The 15,609-nt window shown below is 63.2% G+C and carries 17 protein-coding genes; 11 read left to right on the top strand and 6 right to left on the bottom strand.

All coding sequences use genetic code 11. The features are described 5' to 3' along the window. Positions 1–174 precede the first annotated feature (174 nt). From AC1Q6X_RS18985 to rpoH, 5 genes are all read left to right on the top strand, one after another. Complete coding sequence (locus AC1Q6X_RS18985) at positions 175–1,116, top strand: MerR family transcriptional regulator (RefSeq protein ID WP_230506317.1); 942 nt, start codon at positions 175–177, stop codon at positions 1,114–1,116. Between the two features lie 164 nt (positions 1,117–1,280). Then, entirely contained in the window at positions 1,281–2,336 is a 1,056-nt protein-coding gene (ftsY, locus tag AC1Q6X_RS18980) for a signal recognition particle-docking protein FtsY (protein WP_070222514.1), read from the top strand. A gap of 8 nt (positions 2,337–2,344) precedes the next feature. After that, a complete protein-coding gene (locus AC1Q6X_RS18975; RefSeq protein WP_070312921.1) occupies positions 2,345–3,088 on the top strand; it encodes a cell division ATP-binding protein FtsE in 744 nt (247 codons plus the stop codon). Next, positions 3,085–4,005: a permease-like cell division protein FtsX gene (ftsX, locus tag AC1Q6X_RS18970; RefSeq protein ID WP_492498134.1), complete on the top strand. Its 921-nt coding sequence runs from the start codon at positions 3,085–3,087 to the stop codon at positions 4,003–4,005. Before AC1Q6X_RS18975 ends, ftsX begins: the two co-directional genes overlap by 4 nt. 410 nt (positions 4,006–4,415) lie before the next feature. After that, positions 4,416–5,309, top strand: a complete 894-nt coding sequence (gene rpoH, locus AC1Q6X_RS18965; RefSeq protein ID WP_070222520.1) for an RNA polymerase sigma factor RpoH — start codon at positions 4,416–4,418, stop codon at positions 5,307–5,309. 89 nt (positions 5,310–5,398) lie between these two features. Here the strand turns inward: rpoH and AC1Q6X_RS18960 are convergent, their stop codons facing one another. Continuing rightward, positions 5,399–5,665 carry a hypothetical protein gene (locus AC1Q6X_RS18960; RefSeq protein ID WP_070222522.1) on the bottom strand — a complete coding sequence of 89 codons (267 nt, stop codon included), beginning with the start codon at positions 5,663–5,665 and terminating at the stop codon, positions 5,399–5,401. 177 nt (positions 5,666–5,842) lie between these two features. Here AC1Q6X_RS18960 and AC1Q6X_RS18955 point away from each other — a divergent pair, with 177 nt between their 5' ends. Then, on the top strand, positions 5,843–6,295 hold the full coding sequence (locus AC1Q6X_RS18955; RefSeq protein ID WP_070222524.1) for a hypothetical protein: 453 nt from the start codon (positions 5,843–5,845) through the stop codon (positions 6,293–6,295). Between the two features lie 3 nt (positions 6,296–6,298). On the opposite strand, the gene AC1Q6X_RS18950 is transcribed toward AC1Q6X_RS18955, so the two are convergent. Further along, positions 6,299–6,646 (bottom strand): antibiotic biosynthesis monooxygenase family protein, encoded by a 348-nt coding sequence (locus AC1Q6X_RS18950; protein WP_230506320.1) that lies wholly within the window; start codon positions 6,644–6,646, stop codon positions 6,299–6,301. Then, positions 6,643–7,749, bottom strand: coding sequence for a cytochrome P450 (locus AC1Q6X_RS18945; protein WP_492498133.1), 1,107 nt, complete (start codon positions 7,747–7,749; stop codon positions 6,643–6,645). The genes AC1Q6X_RS18950 and AC1Q6X_RS18945 overlap by 4 nt, the downstream gene beginning before the upstream one ends. A gap of 76 nt (positions 7,750–7,825) precedes the next feature. Here AC1Q6X_RS18945 and AC1Q6X_RS18940 point away from each other — a divergent pair, with 76 nt between their 5' ends. From AC1Q6X_RS18940 to AC1Q6X_RS18920, 5 genes are all read left to right on the top strand, one after another. Further along, positions 7,826–8,530, top strand: a complete 705-nt coding sequence (locus AC1Q6X_RS18940) for an ArsR/SmtB family transcription factor (RefSeq protein ID WP_492498132.1) — start codon at positions 7,826–7,828, stop codon at positions 8,528–8,530. After that, positions 8,527–9,252, top strand: a complete 726-nt coding sequence (locus AC1Q6X_RS18935) for an ABC transporter ATP-binding protein (protein WP_492498131.1) — start codon at positions 8,527–8,529, stop codon at positions 9,250–9,252. Before AC1Q6X_RS18940 ends, AC1Q6X_RS18935 begins: the two co-directional genes overlap by 4 nt. Further along, positions 9,249–11,531: a CPBP family intramembrane glutamic endopeptidase gene (locus tag AC1Q6X_RS18930; RefSeq protein WP_492498130.1), complete on the top strand. Its 2,283-nt coding sequence runs from the start codon at positions 9,249–9,251 to the stop codon at positions 11,529–11,531. Before AC1Q6X_RS18935 ends, AC1Q6X_RS18930 begins: the two co-directional genes overlap by 4 nt. An 84-nt stretch (positions 11,532–11,615) precedes the next feature. Beyond that, complete coding sequence (locus AC1Q6X_RS18925) at positions 11,616–13,256, top strand: patatin-like phospholipase family protein (protein WP_492498129.1); 1,641 nt, start codon at positions 11,616–11,618, stop codon at positions 13,254–13,256. Positions 13,257–13,400: 144 nt separating this feature from the next. Beyond that, positions 13,401–13,898, top strand: coding sequence for a zinc ribbon domain-containing protein (locus AC1Q6X_RS18920; RefSeq protein ID WP_492498128.1), 498 nt, complete (start codon positions 13,401–13,403; stop codon positions 13,896–13,898). A gap of 93 nt (positions 13,899–13,991) precedes the next feature. On the opposite strand, the gene AC1Q6X_RS18915 is transcribed toward AC1Q6X_RS18920, so the two are convergent. The 3 genes from AC1Q6X_RS18915 to AC1Q6X_RS18905 all read right to left on the bottom strand — a co-directional run bounded on the left by AC1Q6X_RS18915 (position 13,992) and on the right by AC1Q6X_RS18905 (position 15,606). Continuing rightward, positions 13,992–14,210, bottom strand: coding sequence for a hypothetical protein (locus AC1Q6X_RS18915; RefSeq protein WP_034784905.1), 219 nt, complete (start codon positions 14,208–14,210; stop codon positions 13,992–13,994). Positions 14,211–14,290: 80 nt separating this feature from the next. After that, positions 14,291–14,872 carry a TerD family protein gene (locus AC1Q6X_RS18910; protein ID WP_492498127.1) on the bottom strand — a complete coding sequence of 194 codons (582 nt, stop codon included), beginning with the start codon at positions 14,870–14,872 and terminating at the stop codon, positions 14,291–14,293. A 38-nt stretch (positions 14,873–14,910) separates the two neighbouring features. Continuing rightward, positions 14,911–15,606, bottom strand: coding sequence for a TIGR00266 family protein (locus AC1Q6X_RS18905; protein WP_492498126.1), 696 nt, complete (start codon positions 15,604–15,606; stop codon positions 14,911–14,913). Between the last annotated feature and the right edge of the window lie 3 nt (positions 15,607–15,609).

Here is a 15,609-nt window from a genome sequence, read left to right as displayed (position 1 = left end):
AAAACGAGCCTCATGGATAATCGATGAAATATTGATTTATGTCAATGAGCGCCCTCGGCCGTTCCACAACTTATACGTCGGCAATTTCCAATCGGATTCAGCTATTTGGTCCGGGGCGGCGGAAGGCGTAAAATGCACTCCACGTTCTTTTTGGCATGCGAGCAAGCCCCTGGTATGGATACTGACCTGCAACCTACTTCCGCCTTCAGCATCAGCGATGTCGAGCGCGATACCGGGCTGGCCAAGGAAACCTTGCGTGTCTGGGAGCGCCGCTACGCTTTTCCCCAGCCTCAGCGCGACGCCTTTGGCGAGCGCAGCTACCCGGCCGAGCAAGTGCAGAAGTTGCGCATGGTCAAGCGCCTGCTGGACCTCGGCTTTCGTCCGGGAAAAATCATGCAGCACAGCACCGTGCAACTGCAGCAGCTGGCCAGCGCCGGCAGTGCGGCGCCGTCAACGCCGCCTCCGCAGCTCGAACACTACCTGTCGCTGTGCCGCGGCCACCAGATGGCAGAACTGGGTGACGCCCTGCGCCAGGCGCTGGCCGTGCTGGGCTTGAAAGCGTTCACCATCGACGTGATCGCCCCCCTGACGGGCATGGTGGGCGAGGCATGGGCTTGCGGCGACCTGGCCGTGTATGAAGAGCATCTGTATAGCGAAACCTTGCAAACGGTGATGCGCCACGCCATCTTTTCCCTGCCGCAGGCAAGCAGCCCATCGACGCGCACGCCGCGCATCGTGCTCAGTACCTTGCCGCAGGAGCGTCATGGCCTGGGGCTGCTGATGGCCGAGGCGCTGTGCGCGGCGGCGGGCGCCCATTGCATGTCGCTGGGAGTGGAAACGCCGCTGACGGACATCGTCGCGGCCGCGCGCGCGCAGCGGGCCGATATCGTGGCGCTGTCGTTTTCCAGCGCCAGCAAGCAGCGGCAGACGCGCGACAGCCTGCAGCAACTGCATGCGAACTTGCCGCCAAGCATGGAATTGTGGGCAGGGGGACGCAGTCCCGTGCTGTACAAGCAGCCCCCTTCTTTCCTGCATGTGCTGGACTTGCGGCAAGTCGACGAAAGCATCGCCGACTGGCGCCGCCGCCACCAGGCGCTGGCCCTGCAAACGCATTGAACCCGTTGAAAATCGCGGCAACTGCGGCGATCTCCGTGGATAGGCACGCAATGTTGCCAATCGAACAGTAAAGCATGAAGGGCCGGGCGCGCTCTGGTAGAATAGCCCGTAACACAGTGTCCGGCGCCGCCGGGCCTTAGGTCAGCACCCGCCACCACACATCCATGTTTAGTTTCTTCAAGAAAAAACCCATCGCTCCCGAGGCCACGCCAGCCGAGCCCCTCGTCCTTCCCGCCACGCCGCCCGCACCGCAGCCAGCCGCTACGCCCCTGAGCGGCGCGCCGGCCGAGCTCGTGCCCGTGGTCGTGGCCGCCGAACCCGAGAAAAAATCGTGGATGACGCGCCTGAAGGCGGGCCTGTCGAAAACCTCGAACACCTTGTCCGTGCTGTTCGTCGGCGCGAAGATCGACGACGCCCTGTACGAAGAGCTGGAAGCGGCGCTGCTGATGTCCGACGCCGGCATCGACGCCACCGAATTCCTGCTCACGGAATTGAAGAAAAAGGTCAAGGAAGACAAGCTGCTCGACGCAGCCGCCGTCAAGGCCGCGCTGAAAGTGCTGCTGATCGAGCTACTCTCGCCGCTGGAAAAGCGCTTCGAGCTGGGCCGCCACAAGCCGCTGGTGATGATGATTTCCGGCGTCAACGGCGCGGGCAAGACCACCACCATCGGCAAGCTGGCCAAGCACATGCAGTCGAACAACCAGTCCGTGCTGCTGGCCGCGGGCGACACCTTCCGCGCCGCCGCGCGCGAGCAGCTGATGGTCTGGGGCGAGCGCAACAACGTCACCGTGATTTCGCAGGAATCGGGCGACCCGGCCGCCGTGGCCTACGACTCCGTGCAATCGGCGAAGGCGCGCGGCATCGACGTGGTCATGGTCGACACGGCCGGCCGCCTGCCGACGCAGTTGCACTTGATGGAAGAATTGAAGAAAATCAAGCGCGTGATCGGCAAGGGCATGGAGGGCGCGCCCCATGAAACCCTGCTCGTCATCGACGGCAACACGGGTCAGAACGCCCTCACGCAAGTGAAGGCCTTCGACGATGCCCTGCAGCTGAGCGGCCTGGTGATCACCAAGCTGGACGGCACCGCCAAGGGCGGCGTGCTGGCGGCGATTGCCCGCGTGCGCCCCGTGCCCGTGTATTTCATCGGCATCGGTGAGAAAATTGAAGACTTGCAGCCCTTCGTGGCTGCCGAATTTGTCGAAGCGCTGCTCGGATAAGCCTATACATGATTGAATTTCAGCACGTCTCCAAGCAATACTCCCCCGACGCCGTGGCGCTCAGCGACATTTCGCTCAGTATTGCCAAGGGCGAGCTGGTCTTCCTGGCCGGCCCGTCCGGCGCCGGCAAGTCCACCTTGCTGAAAATGATCGCCGCCATGGAACGCCCCACGTCGGGCAAGCTGATCGTCAATGGCCAGGACATGGCGAAGATCAAGCCGGCCGGCGTGCCGTTTTTGCGCCGTAACATGGGCCTGATCTTCCAGCAACAAAAACTGCTGAACGACCGCTCCATCCTGGCCAACGTCATGCTGCCGCTGCTCGTCGTCGGCGCGCATAAAGTTGCCGCCGAGCAGCGCGCGCGCGCCGCGCTCGACAAGGTGGGATTGCTGGACCGCGCCATGGCGCGTCCGCTGTCGCTGTCGGGCGGCGAGCAGCAGCGCGTATCGATCGCGCGCGCCATCGTCAACCGGCCGCAGATCATCCTGGCCGACGAACCGACGGCCAACCTGGACCGCGCCAGCGCCAACAAGGTGCTCGACGCCCTCAAAGCATTCCACTCGGTGGGCGTGACCTGCCTCATTTCCAGCCATGACGAACAGATGCTCGACGCCGCCGCCCGCGTGATCCACCTGAAGAACGGCCAGCTGGTCGCCATCGACAAGGCCACGCAGGCGCCCGTCTTCGCGCCGCCCGATCCCGATTTCGCCCCCTCCCCCGATGCGGACGACGCGCAGGGAGAACAGGCATGAGAGGCTGGTTCCGTCAACACCGCTTCGCGCTCGGTTCGGCGCTGATTCACTTGCGCAAGTCGCCAGGCGGCTTCCTGTTGAACGTGCTCGTCGTCGCCATCGCCCTGTCGCTGCCGTTCGCCGGCTTGACCATGCTCGACAATGTGCGCCCGATGTCGGAACAGATGTCGGTCGACCCGGAAATCAGCGTTTTCCTGAAGATCGACACGCCGCGCGAGCAAGCCGTGGCCCTGGCCATCGCCATGCGCAAGATCGTCGGCGAGCAAAAGGCAAAGATCGTCTTCATCCCGCGCGAACAGGCGCTCGATACGCTGAAGAACAAGAACGGCCTGGCCGACGTACTGAGCACCCTGGGCGACAATCCCCTGCCCGACAGCTATGTGCTGAAACTCGACGCCTTCAGCAGCGCCAGCGAAGCGCAGGATGTCGATGCCGTGGCGGAACAGTTGCGCCACCTGCCGGGCGTGGAATCGGCGCAAGTCGATTCGGCCTGGGTCAAGCGTCTGGCGGCCCTGCTGGGCGTGCTGCGCCTGGTGCTGCTGCTGCTGGCCATCACCCTGGGCGTGGCCGTCATCGCCGTGGTCTTCAATACCATCCGCCTGCAAGTGATGCAGCAGCGCGATGAAATCAGCATCTCGAAACTGATCGGCGCCACCGACACCTTCATCCACCGCCCCTTCTATTACACGGGCGCCCTGCTGGGCCTGTGCGCCGGTGCGCTGGCGCTGGGTGCCGTGGCGCTGGCCTTGCAGCCGCTCAATACCGCGATTGCCGAGTTTGCCCGCCTGTATGCGTCCGAATTCCAGCTGGTGCCGCTGGCACCGCTGCCGATGGCCGGCTTGCTGGCCGTCAGCGCCGGCCTCGGCCTGATCGGCGCCTTCCTCTGCGTACAGCGCCACCTGGCGCGCCTGAACTGACCTTCCTTTCCATGGCGGCGCTCCTGGCGCCGCCATGCGCCTCGCCATCCCCATCTGCTGTTATCTTGATATTTAGCAAGTATTCTTAAGGCTCGCTTCAGCCAGAGGCCGTAGACTGGCTACGTTGTCGTAAAGCGCTATCTCGCGCTGTTCAGAGATATATATCAAGCATTAAATCACCATAGTATTTAGGCTATCAGGACGATTAAATGTGCTGATTGGCACTCTCAGGCAGAGAGTGCTAATATAGGGACATACCAACAGCAGAACCGCCATGGACGCCAGATGAAGATGGTGCCGCGATCTGCAAAGTGCAAGACCGAATACGCAAAACAGAACAGACAATCGGGCCACATCGTGTGATGTGGCCAACTGGAACAAAGCAAGACTACGAGGGAGAAAACATGACTATGATGTCCGCAACATCCGCATTGGTTCCGACCAAAAGTAATGCGCTGGGCCTCGGGTTCACTGGCAATCTGGGCAATATCGACGCCTATATTTCGGCCGTGAACCGTCTGCCCATGTTGACCCACGACGAAGAAATTTCGCTGGCGAAACGCCTGCGCGAAAAAAATGACCTGGCCGCCGCGCAAGAACTGGTGCTGTCGCACCTGCGCCTGGTGGTCTCGATTGCCCGCGGCTATCTGGGCTATGGCTTGCCGCATGCCGACCTGATTCAGGAAGGCAATATCGGCTTGATGAAAGCCGTGAAACGTTTCGATCCGGACCAGGGCGTGCGCCTGGTGTCGTACGCCATGCACTGGGTGAAAGCCGAGATGCATGAGTACATCCTGAAAAACTGGCGCCTGGTCAAGGTCGCGACGACGAAGGCGCAGCGCAAGCTGTTCTTCAATCTGCGCAGCCACAAGACGGGCCTCGATGCGATGACGCCGAAACAGATCGATGCGCTGGCCAAGCTGCTCGACGTGAAGCGCGAAGAAGTGATCGAAATGGAAACGCGCTTGAGCGGCCGCGACATCGCGCTGGAATCGCCGACCGACGATGAAGACGACAAGTTTTCGCCGATCGCCTACCTGTCGTCGGAGCAAAGCGAGCCGACCAAGGTGCTGGAAGCGGAACAAGTGACGCGCCTGCAATCGGAAGGCCTGGAAACGGCCTTGTCCAAACTGGACGCCCGTTCGCGCCGCATCATCGAAGCGCGCTGGCTGGCCAACGACGACGGCTCCGGTGCCACGCTGCACGCGCTGGCGGAAGAGTTCGGCGTATCGGCCGAGCGCATCCGCCAGATCGAAGTGGCGGCGCTGAAGAAAATGAAGGGCGCCCTGGCGGCCTACGTGTAATCGAAAGCAATGCCGCAATGCAAAAGGCGCCGCAAGGCGCCTTTTAGTTTTATAAATGATATTTATCAACAGATAAACATTGTCAGCCCTTATGCTGCAGCCAAGCCCTTGGTGATCAGCTCGGCGACCAATTCATTCAGATCCACGCCGCGCTCCTTGGCCAGGGTCTGCAATTGCAACACCAGATCGCTGTTCAGCTTAACGGCGAACGGCACCAGGCCCAGCGCCTGATCGCGCTTGCGCTGCTCGCGGCGGTCGACGACCACCGCTTCCTTACCGAATGCACCGGCGCCGGGAACATTCATCTTTCCCATCAGTTTCTTGGCATCGCTTTTGGCCAGGTCGGTTTTTTTCATGGTTGTTTCCTGATTTTCAAAACAGCCATTCTACGCAGTAATCGGCGCGCCGCGTGGCCGGCGCGTCAATTCATCGGCAGCGCGCCAATAGTGCGCCAGAAAAATATCATTTTGTTATTATCATTTTCATCCCACGCGTGGACGCCACGCCGGGACGCTCCACCTGAAAGGAAAAACATGCACTATCTACATCAATCGTACCGAACGTGGTTGTTACCCTTGTTCATCGCCTGCCTGGCCGTGCTGGCGGGCTGCGGCGCGGCCGGCAGCGCCGGCGACGCGGAAAACACGCCGCGCAGCGTCACCCACGTGCTCTCGCCGGGCGAACAGGTCGCCATCACGGCCACCGATACCCTGAAACTCGAGCGCGTCAACGACAGCCGCTGCCGCAAGGGCGCCGTGTGCGTGTGGAAAGGCTACGTCAGCTACAGTTTCAGTTTGCTCAACAGCGCGGGCGCCACCGATATCGTCTTGTCCGAGTCCATGCCCGGCGCCGCCAGCTCCGTGACCGTCAACCACCTGACGTTCACCCTGCTCGACGTCGATCCGGCCACGCCGCCCGCCCTGGACGCGGCCGCGCCCACCTACCGGGTCAAGGTAAAAATCACGCAGGGCGCCCTGCCCCGCTAAGCATCAGACATCGTGGCGCTGGCGGCTGTCGGTCGGCGCCTGTTGCCGCTCCAGCATGCCGTAATCACGCACCACGCCGGCGATGCGCAGCCGGTAGTCGTCGAACACACCGTGCCTGCCCGCCGATTGCGCCGCGCGGTGCGCTTCCAGCTGCCGCCACTGCGCCAGTGCCGCTTCGTCGCGAAAGAAAGACAGCGACAGCAGTTTGCCTGGCTCGCTCAGGCTGCTGAAGCGCTCGATGGAAATGAATCCATCGACTTCAGCGAGCAAGGGACGCAGCGCGGCCGCCAGGTCCAGATACTGCTGGCGTCCTTCGGCGCTGGGCCAGACTTCGAAAATCACGGCAATCATGCTATTTCTCCATTGCTGAAAACGGGGATGCGGGCGTTCAGCGAAGGCCGGTACGACCAGACCAGCGGCATGTCTTCCAGCCCGTCGGCCCATGCCTGCAGGCATGCAGTGGCAATCGTCTGGGCGATGGACTGGCCCGGACAGGCGTGGCGGCCATGGCCAAAACCCGACTCAGCCTGGCCGGCGCTGGCCAGCACGACGACGATCGTCTGCCCGGCCGGTATGCACACGCCGGGCAATTCCACGGCATCGGCCGTGTAGCGGCGCGTGTTATGGATGGCGGGGTCATGCCGGCTGACCTCGCGCAGCAAAGCCGGCCATCGCTGGGGTGCGGCGCGCAGTTGCGCGAACAACTGCGGCTGCGTGCACAAAGCGACCGTGGCATTGCCCAGCAGACCTGCCGTGGCGTCACACGTCTGCGACAGCAAGCCCACAAGGTTGGCCAGCACGCCGCCAGACGCCCGCCAGCCGACGGCATCCGCCCCGGTCACGATGTCGTGCAGCAAGCTGCCGGGCAAGGCATCCGCCTCGCGCAGCAATACGGTAAAACCGTGCAGCAAGGCATCGGCCGCTTGCTGCGCGCCGGCCAATTCTTTCCCATTGCTCAGCGGCGACAAACAGGCGACAAAGTCGCGCGTCCAGGCGGCCAGCGCCGGCCATTGCGCTGGCGCAAAGCCCAGCAAGTCCGCCATGGCGAACAGGGGCAGCTCAAAAATCGCCTCGTTCAGCTGCGCGGCGCTGCCGGGAACGCGGTCGCCGGCAAACTGCATCACCCGTCCGTGCAGGCGAGCCAGGTCCACCTGGCCCAGCGCGCGCGCCAGCACCTGTTTCGGCACGGCATGCCGCTCGCCCTCGTTCATGCGCACCAGTTCGGCAAAGATGGCGCCGCACGGCGTGCCTGCCAGCGTATCCGGTACCGGTTGGCCTGCCGAGCGCACGCGGCAAGCAGGATGCTCGAGGACGGCCTGTACGCCAACGGCTCCCGTTGCCAGCCAGCAATCGAGCGACGTCTCGAAACGCAGGGGCGGGCCTTCCGCCAGGCGGCGATAGTAGTCATACGGCGCCGCGTGGGTGACGGCGGAAAAAGGGTCGGCGAGCGGCATGCGCATTCCATTGCAGTGATGTGGGGACACGAGTATGCTGGTCCTTCCACCACAACACTTCGCCCACGGACGAATCATGGATGACAAACTTCCCTCTGCCGACATGGGCCTGGCGCAACTGGCCGGCGCCATCGCCGAACCGGCCCGCGCGCGCATGCTGTGCAGCCTGCTCGATGGCCATGCGCGCACGGCCACGGAACTGGCCACCTTGGCCGAGGTAGGCGCCTCGACGGCCAGCGCCCATCTGGCGCGCTTGCGCGACGACGGTTTGCTGTCGATGCTGGCGCAGGGCAAGCACCGCTACTTCCGTCTGGCCAGTACGGAGGTGGCGCGGGCGCTGGAAGCGCTGCTGGTGGTGGCCGGCGTGCCCGCAACGCCGTTTACACCCTCCACGCCGGACCGCTTGCGCCATGCGCGCACCTGCTACGACCACATGGCCGGCACGGTCGCCGTCGCCATGCACGACCAGTTGCACGCGCAAGGCTGGCTGCTCGACGATGATGGCGAAGGCGAAGGAGAGTATTGCCTGTCGGAAGCGGGTGCGGCCGGCATGGCGGCGCTGGGCATCGACGTGCCGCAATTGCAGCGCCAGCGCCGCCGCTTCGCCTGTGCCTGCCTGGACTGGAGCGAACGGCGCGCCCATTTGGGTGGGGCGCTGGGGGCGGCCCTGCTGCAGCTGGCCCTGCGCCGGCGCTGGGCCGAGCGCGAACTCGACAGCCGTGCCCTGCGCCTCACGCCCGATGGCGAGCGGCGCCTGCTGGCCGCGCTGGGTGCGCCATGATCGCCTTCGAAGGTTTGTCCAAACACTACGGCACGTTCGAGGCCGTCAAGCCGCTGACCTTACAAGTGGGCAAAGGAGAGGTCTTCGGCTTCCTGGGCCCGAATGGGGCCGGTAAAACCACCACCATCCGCATGCTGATGGGCATCCTCGTGCCCAGCAGCGGGCGCGTGCTGATCGATGGCCTCGATTGCCACCGCGATGGCGCCGCCGTCAAGCGCAAGGTGGGCTACCTGCCCGACAATCCCATCTTCTACGATTATTTGCGGGGACGTGAAATCCTGCAATTCGTAGCCGAAATGCATGGCTATCCACGCGCCGAGGCGGCCACGCGCACGGCGCGTCTGCTGACGGAATTCGGCCTGGACGAGGCGAGCGAGGATTTCGCCGTCAATTATTCGCTGGGCATGAAGAAAAAGCTGGGCCTCGCGTGCGCGCTGATCCACGATCCCGCCGTGCTGATCCTCGATGAACCGATCAACGGCCTCGACCCGCGTGCTTCGCGCGACGTGCAGGAACGCCTGCTGCGCATCGCCGCGGCCGGCACCACCATTTTTGTTTCCACGCATTTGCTCGACATGGCGCAAAAACTGTGCAGCCGGGTTGCCATCATCCACCGTGGCGCCCTGGTCGCCACGGGCAGCCTGGACGAGATCCGCCGGCAGCTGTCCAGCGACGGCAGCCTGGAAGACCTCTTTTTGCAACTCACCGACGAAACCGCATGACACCGGCGCCGCCCACCGCCTGGCGCGCCGTCTGGCTGCTGACCCGCTTGCGCCTGCAGCGCCTGCTCAACGTCAGCGGCAAGGGCTTGGCATTCCATCGAGGAGGCAAGAGCCGGCCCGCCACGCCAGGAAAGAAACGAGGGCGATGGCTGCTGGGCGCGCTGCTGGTCTTGCCCATGCTATTTGCCTCCGGCAATATCGCCCGCCACAACCTGCTGAACATGCATTGCCTGCTCGACCAGGTGACCGTTTGCCAGGCCAAGGGCAGCCTGCAGGCGGGCGAGCGCGTGATGGCGCCCGTCATCGCCCACTTGATCGAGCAACCGTTCAGTGCGGCGCTGGCGGGCGCCCTGACCTTGCAATTGGCGCTGCTGTGGCTGGTGAGCCTGCTGCTGCCGCTGGGCATGGGAGAACTGTCGAAGCCGGACTGGGACCTGGAATGGCTGGTCACCCTGCCCGTCGACAAGGGCACCCTGCTGTGGGCGCGCGTGCTCGAACGCACGCTGGTCAACCCGCTCGGCCTGCTGGTGCTGTGGCCCGGCACCACCATGATCGCCTGGTATTCGGGCCAGGGCTGGTTTTCGCCGCTGTCGGGGCTGTTTGCCTGCCTGCTCCTGCTGGCCCTGGCAGCCATGTTGCGTACCCTGATCGACACGGGCTTGCGCCTGTCGCTCAGTCCTGCGCAGCTGGGCAACTTGCAGGCCCTGCTGTCGGTGGCCGGCCTGTTTCCCATGTATATGGGCATGTCGTTCGGCATGGGTACGGGCGGCTTTGCCCACGCGTGGGCGGCGGCCATGCCGGCCTGGACCAGCTGGACGCCGCCGGGCCTGCTGGTGAGTTTGCTCAATGCCCAAGGTGCGGCAGCAGCCTTGCCGGCCGTCCTGCTGCTGGCGCAATGCCTGTGCTTGATGCTGCTGGGCATGGCCCTGCTGCGCCGCCAGCTGCGCCACGGCGTGGTGGGCGCGGGCCAGCGCGAGGCCGGCCGCAAGCGCTCCCCTGCGAACCAGTCCGCTGGCAAGTGGCGCGCCCGCCCCGGCACGGTGATCCAGCGCCGCGAGCTGACCTTGCTGCTGCGCGACCGCAATTTTCTCGTGCAAACCCTGTTGCTGCCCTTGCTGATCCTCGGTGGCCAGGCCCTGTTCTCGGGCCAGGCGCGCGACCTGCACGAGCTGCTGTCCAGCCCCGTCTTGCTGGCCTCTACCGGCTTTTTCCTCGGCACTTATGTGCTGATGATGTCGGCGTTCCAGACCCTCAACAAGGAAGGCGGCGCGCTGTGGCTGCTGTACACGTTTCCCGTCGCCGTCGACCAGGCGCTGCGGCAAAAAGCCCAGCTGTGGGCCGCGCTGGCCCTGCTCTACCCCTTGATCCTGTTCAGCGCGGCGCTGGCCTGGCAAGACGCCTGGCGGTGGGACATGGCGGGTTTGATGCTGCTGGCCCTGGCCGGCATCCCCCTGTACTCGGCGATCGCCGTGGCGCTGGGCGTGTTTGCCAGCGATCCGCTGGCCACCGAAGCGGCGGTAAAGATACGGCCCGCCTACACGTATCTATACCTGCTGCTGACCGGCCTGTACATCGCCGCGCTGGCGGCCGGCAGCCTGGCGCAGCAACTGGTGTTTGTCGTGCTGACGGCGGCGCTGGCCGTGGCCCTGTGGCAAAAAGCACGCGATGAAGTGCCCTACCTGCTCGACCCGTCCGCCTCGCCGCCGGCCAGGGTGACGGCGGCCGACGGCCTGATCGCCGCCATGCTGTTTTTTATTCTGCAAATCCTGCTGTTGATCCTGCTCAAGGACAAGGTGGCTGGCGTGCTCACGTATGTGCTGCTGCGCCTGGTCTACTGGCGCAGCAAGACGGCCGGCGTGCCGCGCATGGCACGAGGCCGGCACCCCTGGCGCTGGGGTACGGCAGGCGCGGCCGTATCGGCTCTCTGCGGCATCGCCTGCACGCTCGTGCTGCAAGCACCTGCGGCGGCAGCGGGCGGCAGTTCATGGGACAGCCTGTGGCTGCTGGCCCTGGGCGTGCTGGCCGCTCCCCTGTGCGAGGAATTCATTTTCCGCGGCTTGCTGCAGGGCGGCTTGCGCCGTTCGCTGCCGGCCTGGCAAGCCATCGCCATCGGCGCCGCGCTGTTTGCCATGATGCATCCGCCCTCCGCCATGCTGCCTGCCTTCGTGCTGGGCCTGTGCGCGGGCCTCGCGTACGAACGCAGCGGCGCGCTGCTGGCGCCCATGCTGGTACACGCGGGCTACAACGCCGCCCTCCTCGCATATCAGCTGCATGCTTAATCACCGGCAAGTTTGCTAGAATCGCACACGTTTCCGTCCGTATCCCAACCAATGACTACGCACAGATCACGCATGAAGCCACGCTTGTTCGCACCATTTATCCTCGTCGCGCTGCTGAGCGGCTGCACGGTACTCGCCCTGCGCCCCAACAGCGGCGTGGAAAACCGCACGTTCACCGTGCAGGAAGCCCCGCGCCTGCGCATCGACGCGCCCAAGGCGCGCATCCAGAACCCGATGCCCAACGACCACTTCATCGGCATCGCCCTGTCCGGCGGAGGCAGCCGCGCAGCCAATTTCTCGGCCGCCTCGCTGGAGCAGCTGGAGCAGTTCGGTCTCGTCAGCGGCGCCTCGGCCATCTCCGGCGTGTCCGGCGGCGCCATCGCGGGCGGCTACTATGCCTTGCATGGCAAGCAGACGGATTGGCCTTTGCTGCGCAGCAAGCTGAAAACGGATTTCTTCGGCCAGACCATTTTGAAACCGGCCAACCTGACGACGATGTTGTTGACGAACAAGACGCGCACGTCCTTCCTGTCCGACGTATTCGACGATGTGCTGTACGACAAGAAAACCTACGAGGACTTGCCGCACGACGGCCCCATCTTCCTGGCCAACGCGACGGATGCCACCGATGGCGGCAAGCGCGTGGTGTTTTCTTATGAGTATTTTTACGGCACCCTGCATTCGCCGATCCAGGATATCCGCCTGGCAACGGCCGTGGCCACCTCGGCCGCCTTTCCCGGCGTGTTCGATTCCGTCACCTTCGAGCGTTTCCGTCCGAAAAATACGTTCGTGCCGGAGCTCGGTTCCGAGTCGCGCGAATCGCCGTCTTACGTGCACCTGTTCGACGGCGGCGCGGCCGACAATCTGGGCGTGGAAACCCTGTGGGACGTGGCCCTGACGCAGCTGTACGGCAACGACATGGCCGTCGTGCCGCCGCGCCTGAACAGCAAGCCCTTCATCCTCATTTCCATCGACGCCAACGCGCCCAATTCCAGCGCCGTCTTCGAAAAGATGTCGGACGAGCGCCAGCCGCTGGACCGCATCTTCAACAAGAATATCTACGACGCCGTCGATGCCCTGTTTTCGCGCCAGCGCAAGGAAAACCTCGTCAAGATGGGCTTTGGGCAAGCCCGCTTCGATACCATCACGCATGAAAACTTTGGCGACCTGAGCCAGAAATTCGTCAAGAGCAAGCGCACCTCGGCCTTTGCCATTCCCGTGCTGTGCCGTCCCCACCTGGGCCAGTACCGCTGCGAAGTCGATGCGGCCGATCCCCTGCCCGGCCAGATCCGCACGCGCCTCGAAGGCTTTGCCTGGCATATTTCCATCGACCAGATCGCCTCGCTGGCGCTGCGCCTGTCCAGCGGCGACGCCCAAGTCGACAGTGCCCGCAAGGAAGAGCGCGCCGCCCTCGTCAAGCTGCAACGCCTGGCCACGCAGACGAAAACCCATCTGAAACTGACGGGCCCGGAAAACTGCAGCCCGGACGTCTTGCAATCGGCGCTGTACAGCGCCGCGCGCGTGCTGATCCTCGACGACGAGGAATCGCGCTTCGCCCTGTGCGACTACATGTTGGCGGGCAAACTGATCAATGACGACACGGTCTGCAAGCAGCGCTACGTGCACGCCGTGCCCCGCTTCGCCATCGAAAGCGAAGATTTGCAATACCGTAACCTGAGCTCAGACGGCAATTCCGTGAACGTGCCGATACGCTGCAAGAAATGAGCTGCCTGTCACGACAAGGGTAACTCTTGATTGTAATCAAGACAGCCATGACGTCGACGAAGAAGAATGCACTGTACGGCTGTTGCGGGAGATAAACCCATGCACCGCAGCCGCCTGGTCACCATTCATCGTGAAGGATAGCCCATGTTTTGCACGGCATGCGGGACGCAGCAAGCGGAAGGCAAGACGCACTTTTGCGCCAACTGTGGCGCGCGCAGTGACGCCGCCGAGGCACTGCCTGCCGGTGTGGCTGGCTGGAGCTGGGGTGCCTTCCTGCTGAACTGGATATGGGCGATCGGCAACCGCACGTGGATAGGCTTACTCGCACTGATCCCCTACGTTGGCATCGGGGTTGCCATCTGGCTGGGCATCAAAGGCCGTGAGATGGCCTGGAAAAATGGAAAATGGCAAAGTGTTGAACACTTCAACCTGGTACAACGAAAGTGGTCGCAATGGGGCATCGGTCTTACGCTAGTCCTCGGCGTGATCAGCCTGTTGCTGTCTTTCGCCTTACTCGTATCGTGGTCGAAAGACATGAAGCGCGTTGACGCCAGCACCGTCGACACCCTGCTGGCGGCAGCGGAAACGTCCTCGCAAGAGGCCGCACAAGCGGCAATATGCCCAGCCGAAAGCGATGAGTAGCGCCTCGCACGCGCACAAAAAAGCCCGCACGATCGCTCGTACGGGCTTTAGCGCAAGGATTCCTGGCGCCCGGTTGATTTAGATCAATCGACCTTAAATCAAGCGACTACGCCTGCGCATGTAGCTGCGGCTTAACGCACCTTCCAGTTCCTGCTCCGTTTTATGCTGGTTCACCGTGTACAGGGCCCACAGGGCCGCCGGCGCCCAGCCGATCACAGTGCACTGCAAGATCAAGGCGGCGGCACCGGCCAGCGGGCGCCCCAGCATGAAAAACGTGAGACACGGAAGTAGCAAGGCTATCAGCAATCGCATCACGACATACTCTCCTTCAAAATAGAGCAGCGGACAAGGGCCGGTATCCGGTCCGTCCCCCGCCCGCTGCGTACTGCTCCTTATAGATGCACTGAGATTTGGGGCATCAGGTCGTCAAACGTGCGACCGTTGCCGTTTTCTCCGATGGCGTGCATCTTCCATTCGCCGTTATGGCGGTACAGCTTGGCCATGATCTGTGCCGTGTGGGAACCTTGCACAGACAGGTTGAAACGCGCGACTTCCTGATTATTGCTGGCATTCAAGATGCGGCAATAGGCGTTTTCCACCTGCGAGAAGTTCTGGCCAGTAAAGCTGTTGACGGTGAAGACCAGGCTTTTCACGTGCGCCGGCACTGTCGACAGATCGACATTGATCTGTTCGTCGTCGCCGTCGCCCGCGCCCGTACGGTTGTCGCCCGTGTGGACAATGCTGCCGTCCTTGCTTTTCAGCTGGCGGAACCAGACGATGTCGGACGTGCCCTTGTTCTCGTCGAACATGACGCACGAGGCGTCCAGGTCGACGGCTTCCGTCTTCGAACCGAAACCGAGGAAACCCTTGGTCTTGACGGCATCCCAGCCCAGGCCCATGGTGATACGGGTCAGGGTGGCACCAGCTTCTTTGTCCAGAGAAATCTTCTGGCCCTTGCTCAAATTGACAGACATACGCATAGCTCCTGTTTGGTTGGTTGCATCAACTACTCTTACGCCGGCTTGCTTTGCGTCCAGGCGAGGAAGGCCGCGCGGTTGCGCGAGCACACGAGGATTTTTCCCGTGCCTGAAAACTTCAGCACCATGCCTTCGCCGCTGGTCTGGCTATTGATCAAATTACCCAGAAAGCCGCCGCTGCTGCCGGTCGTGATGGAAATTTCGTATTGCAGGCGGTTGTCCCAGCACACGACGTGCGAGTTATCGATCACCACGTCCTTGCCAGGCGTCACTTCCAGTTCCGACATCGCGCCAAAACCGGACACCGCCAACTGGCCGCTGCCTGCCGTCTCGGTGATGAAAAAACCACCGCTCTGGGCAAACAGCGCATTGCCAAGGCTTTGCGTGCGCACCTTCAATTCCACGCCAGAGCTGGCCGCCACGAAGGCGCCATCGCTGATCATGTATTGCTGGGCGCCAACCTCCAGCACCCGCATCGCGCCGGGCAAGGTGGGCGACAGCAGACAGTCGCCGTCGCCCCGCATGGCCTCGATATGCTGCTGAAAGAACGATTCCCCATTGGCAAAGGTGCGCATCAGCGCGGCGCCTATGCCGCCAGTCATCTTGCCTTTCAGCTCAAGATTGGTTTCCATCATCACCATCGCGTTGGATTCGCAATAAATCTTCTCGCCCTTGGCCAGCGACACATGCAGGAACGGGTCGACGTCCCCGGTAATAGTAAAAACTGGCATCTG

It is taken from the genome of Janthinobacterium sp. GW823-FHT06H09 (assembly GCF_058794735.1).
This window is presented reverse-complemented; position numbering and strand designations above follow the sequence as displayed.

Coding starts and splice junctions, on each gene's coding strand:
- ftsY (WP_070222514.1), top strand. CDS start 1,281: ATGTTTAGTTTCTTCAAGAAAAAACCCATCGCTCCCGAGGCCACGCCA.
- AC1Q6X_RS18905 (WP_492498126.1), bottom strand. CDS start 15,606: ATGCCAGTTTTTACTATTACCGGGGACGTCGACCCGTTCCTGCATGTG.
- AC1Q6X_RS18960 (WP_070222522.1), bottom strand. CDS start 5,665: ATGAAAAAAACCGACCTGGCCAAAAGCGATGCCAAGAAACTGATGGGA.
- AC1Q6X_RS18985 (WP_230506317.1), top strand. CDS start 175: ATGGATACTGACCTGCAACCTACTTCCGCCTTCAGCATCAGCGATGTC.
- AC1Q6X_RS18935 (WP_492498131.1), top strand. CDS start 8,527: ATGATCGCCTTCGAAGGTTTGTCCAAACACTACGGCACGTTCGAGGCC.
- AC1Q6X_RS18910 (WP_492498127.1), bottom strand. CDS start 14,872: ATGTCTGTCAATTTGAGCAAGGGCCAGAAGATTTCTCTGGACAAAGAA.
- AC1Q6X_RS18930 (WP_492498130.1), top strand. CDS start 9,249: ATGACACCGGCGCCGCCCACCGCCTGGCGCGCCGTCTGGCTGCTGACC.
- AC1Q6X_RS18915 (WP_034784905.1), bottom strand. CDS start 14,210: ATGCGATTGCTGATAGCCTTGCTACTTCCGTGTCTCACGTTTTTCATG.
- AC1Q6X_RS18945 (WP_492498133.1), bottom strand. CDS start 7,749: ATGCCGCTCGCCGACCCTTTTTCCGCCGTCACCCACGCGGCGCCGTAT.
- ftsX (WP_492498134.1), top strand. CDS start 3,085: ATGAGAGGCTGGTTCCGTCAACACCGCTTCGCGCTCGGTTCGGCGCTG.
- rpoH (WP_070222520.1), top strand. CDS start 4,416: ATGATGTCCGCAACATCCGCATTGGTTCCGACCAAAAGTAATGCGCTG.
- AC1Q6X_RS18940 (WP_492498132.1), top strand. CDS start 7,826: ATGGATGACAAACTTCCCTCTGCCGACATGGGCCTGGCGCAACTGGCC.
- AC1Q6X_RS18920 (WP_492498128.1), top strand. CDS start 13,401: ATGTTTTGCACGGCATGCGGGACGCAGCAAGCGGAAGGCAAGACGCAC.
- AC1Q6X_RS18955 (WP_070222524.1), top strand. CDS start 5,843: ATGCACTATCTACATCAATCGTACCGAACGTGGTTGTTACCCTTGTTC.
- AC1Q6X_RS18950 (WP_230506320.1), bottom strand. CDS start 6,646: ATGATTGCCGTGATTTTCGAAGTCTGGCCCAGCGCCGAAGGACGCCAG.
- AC1Q6X_RS18975 (WP_070312921.1), top strand. CDS start 2,345: ATGATTGAATTTCAGCACGTCTCCAAGCAATACTCCCCCGACGCCGTG.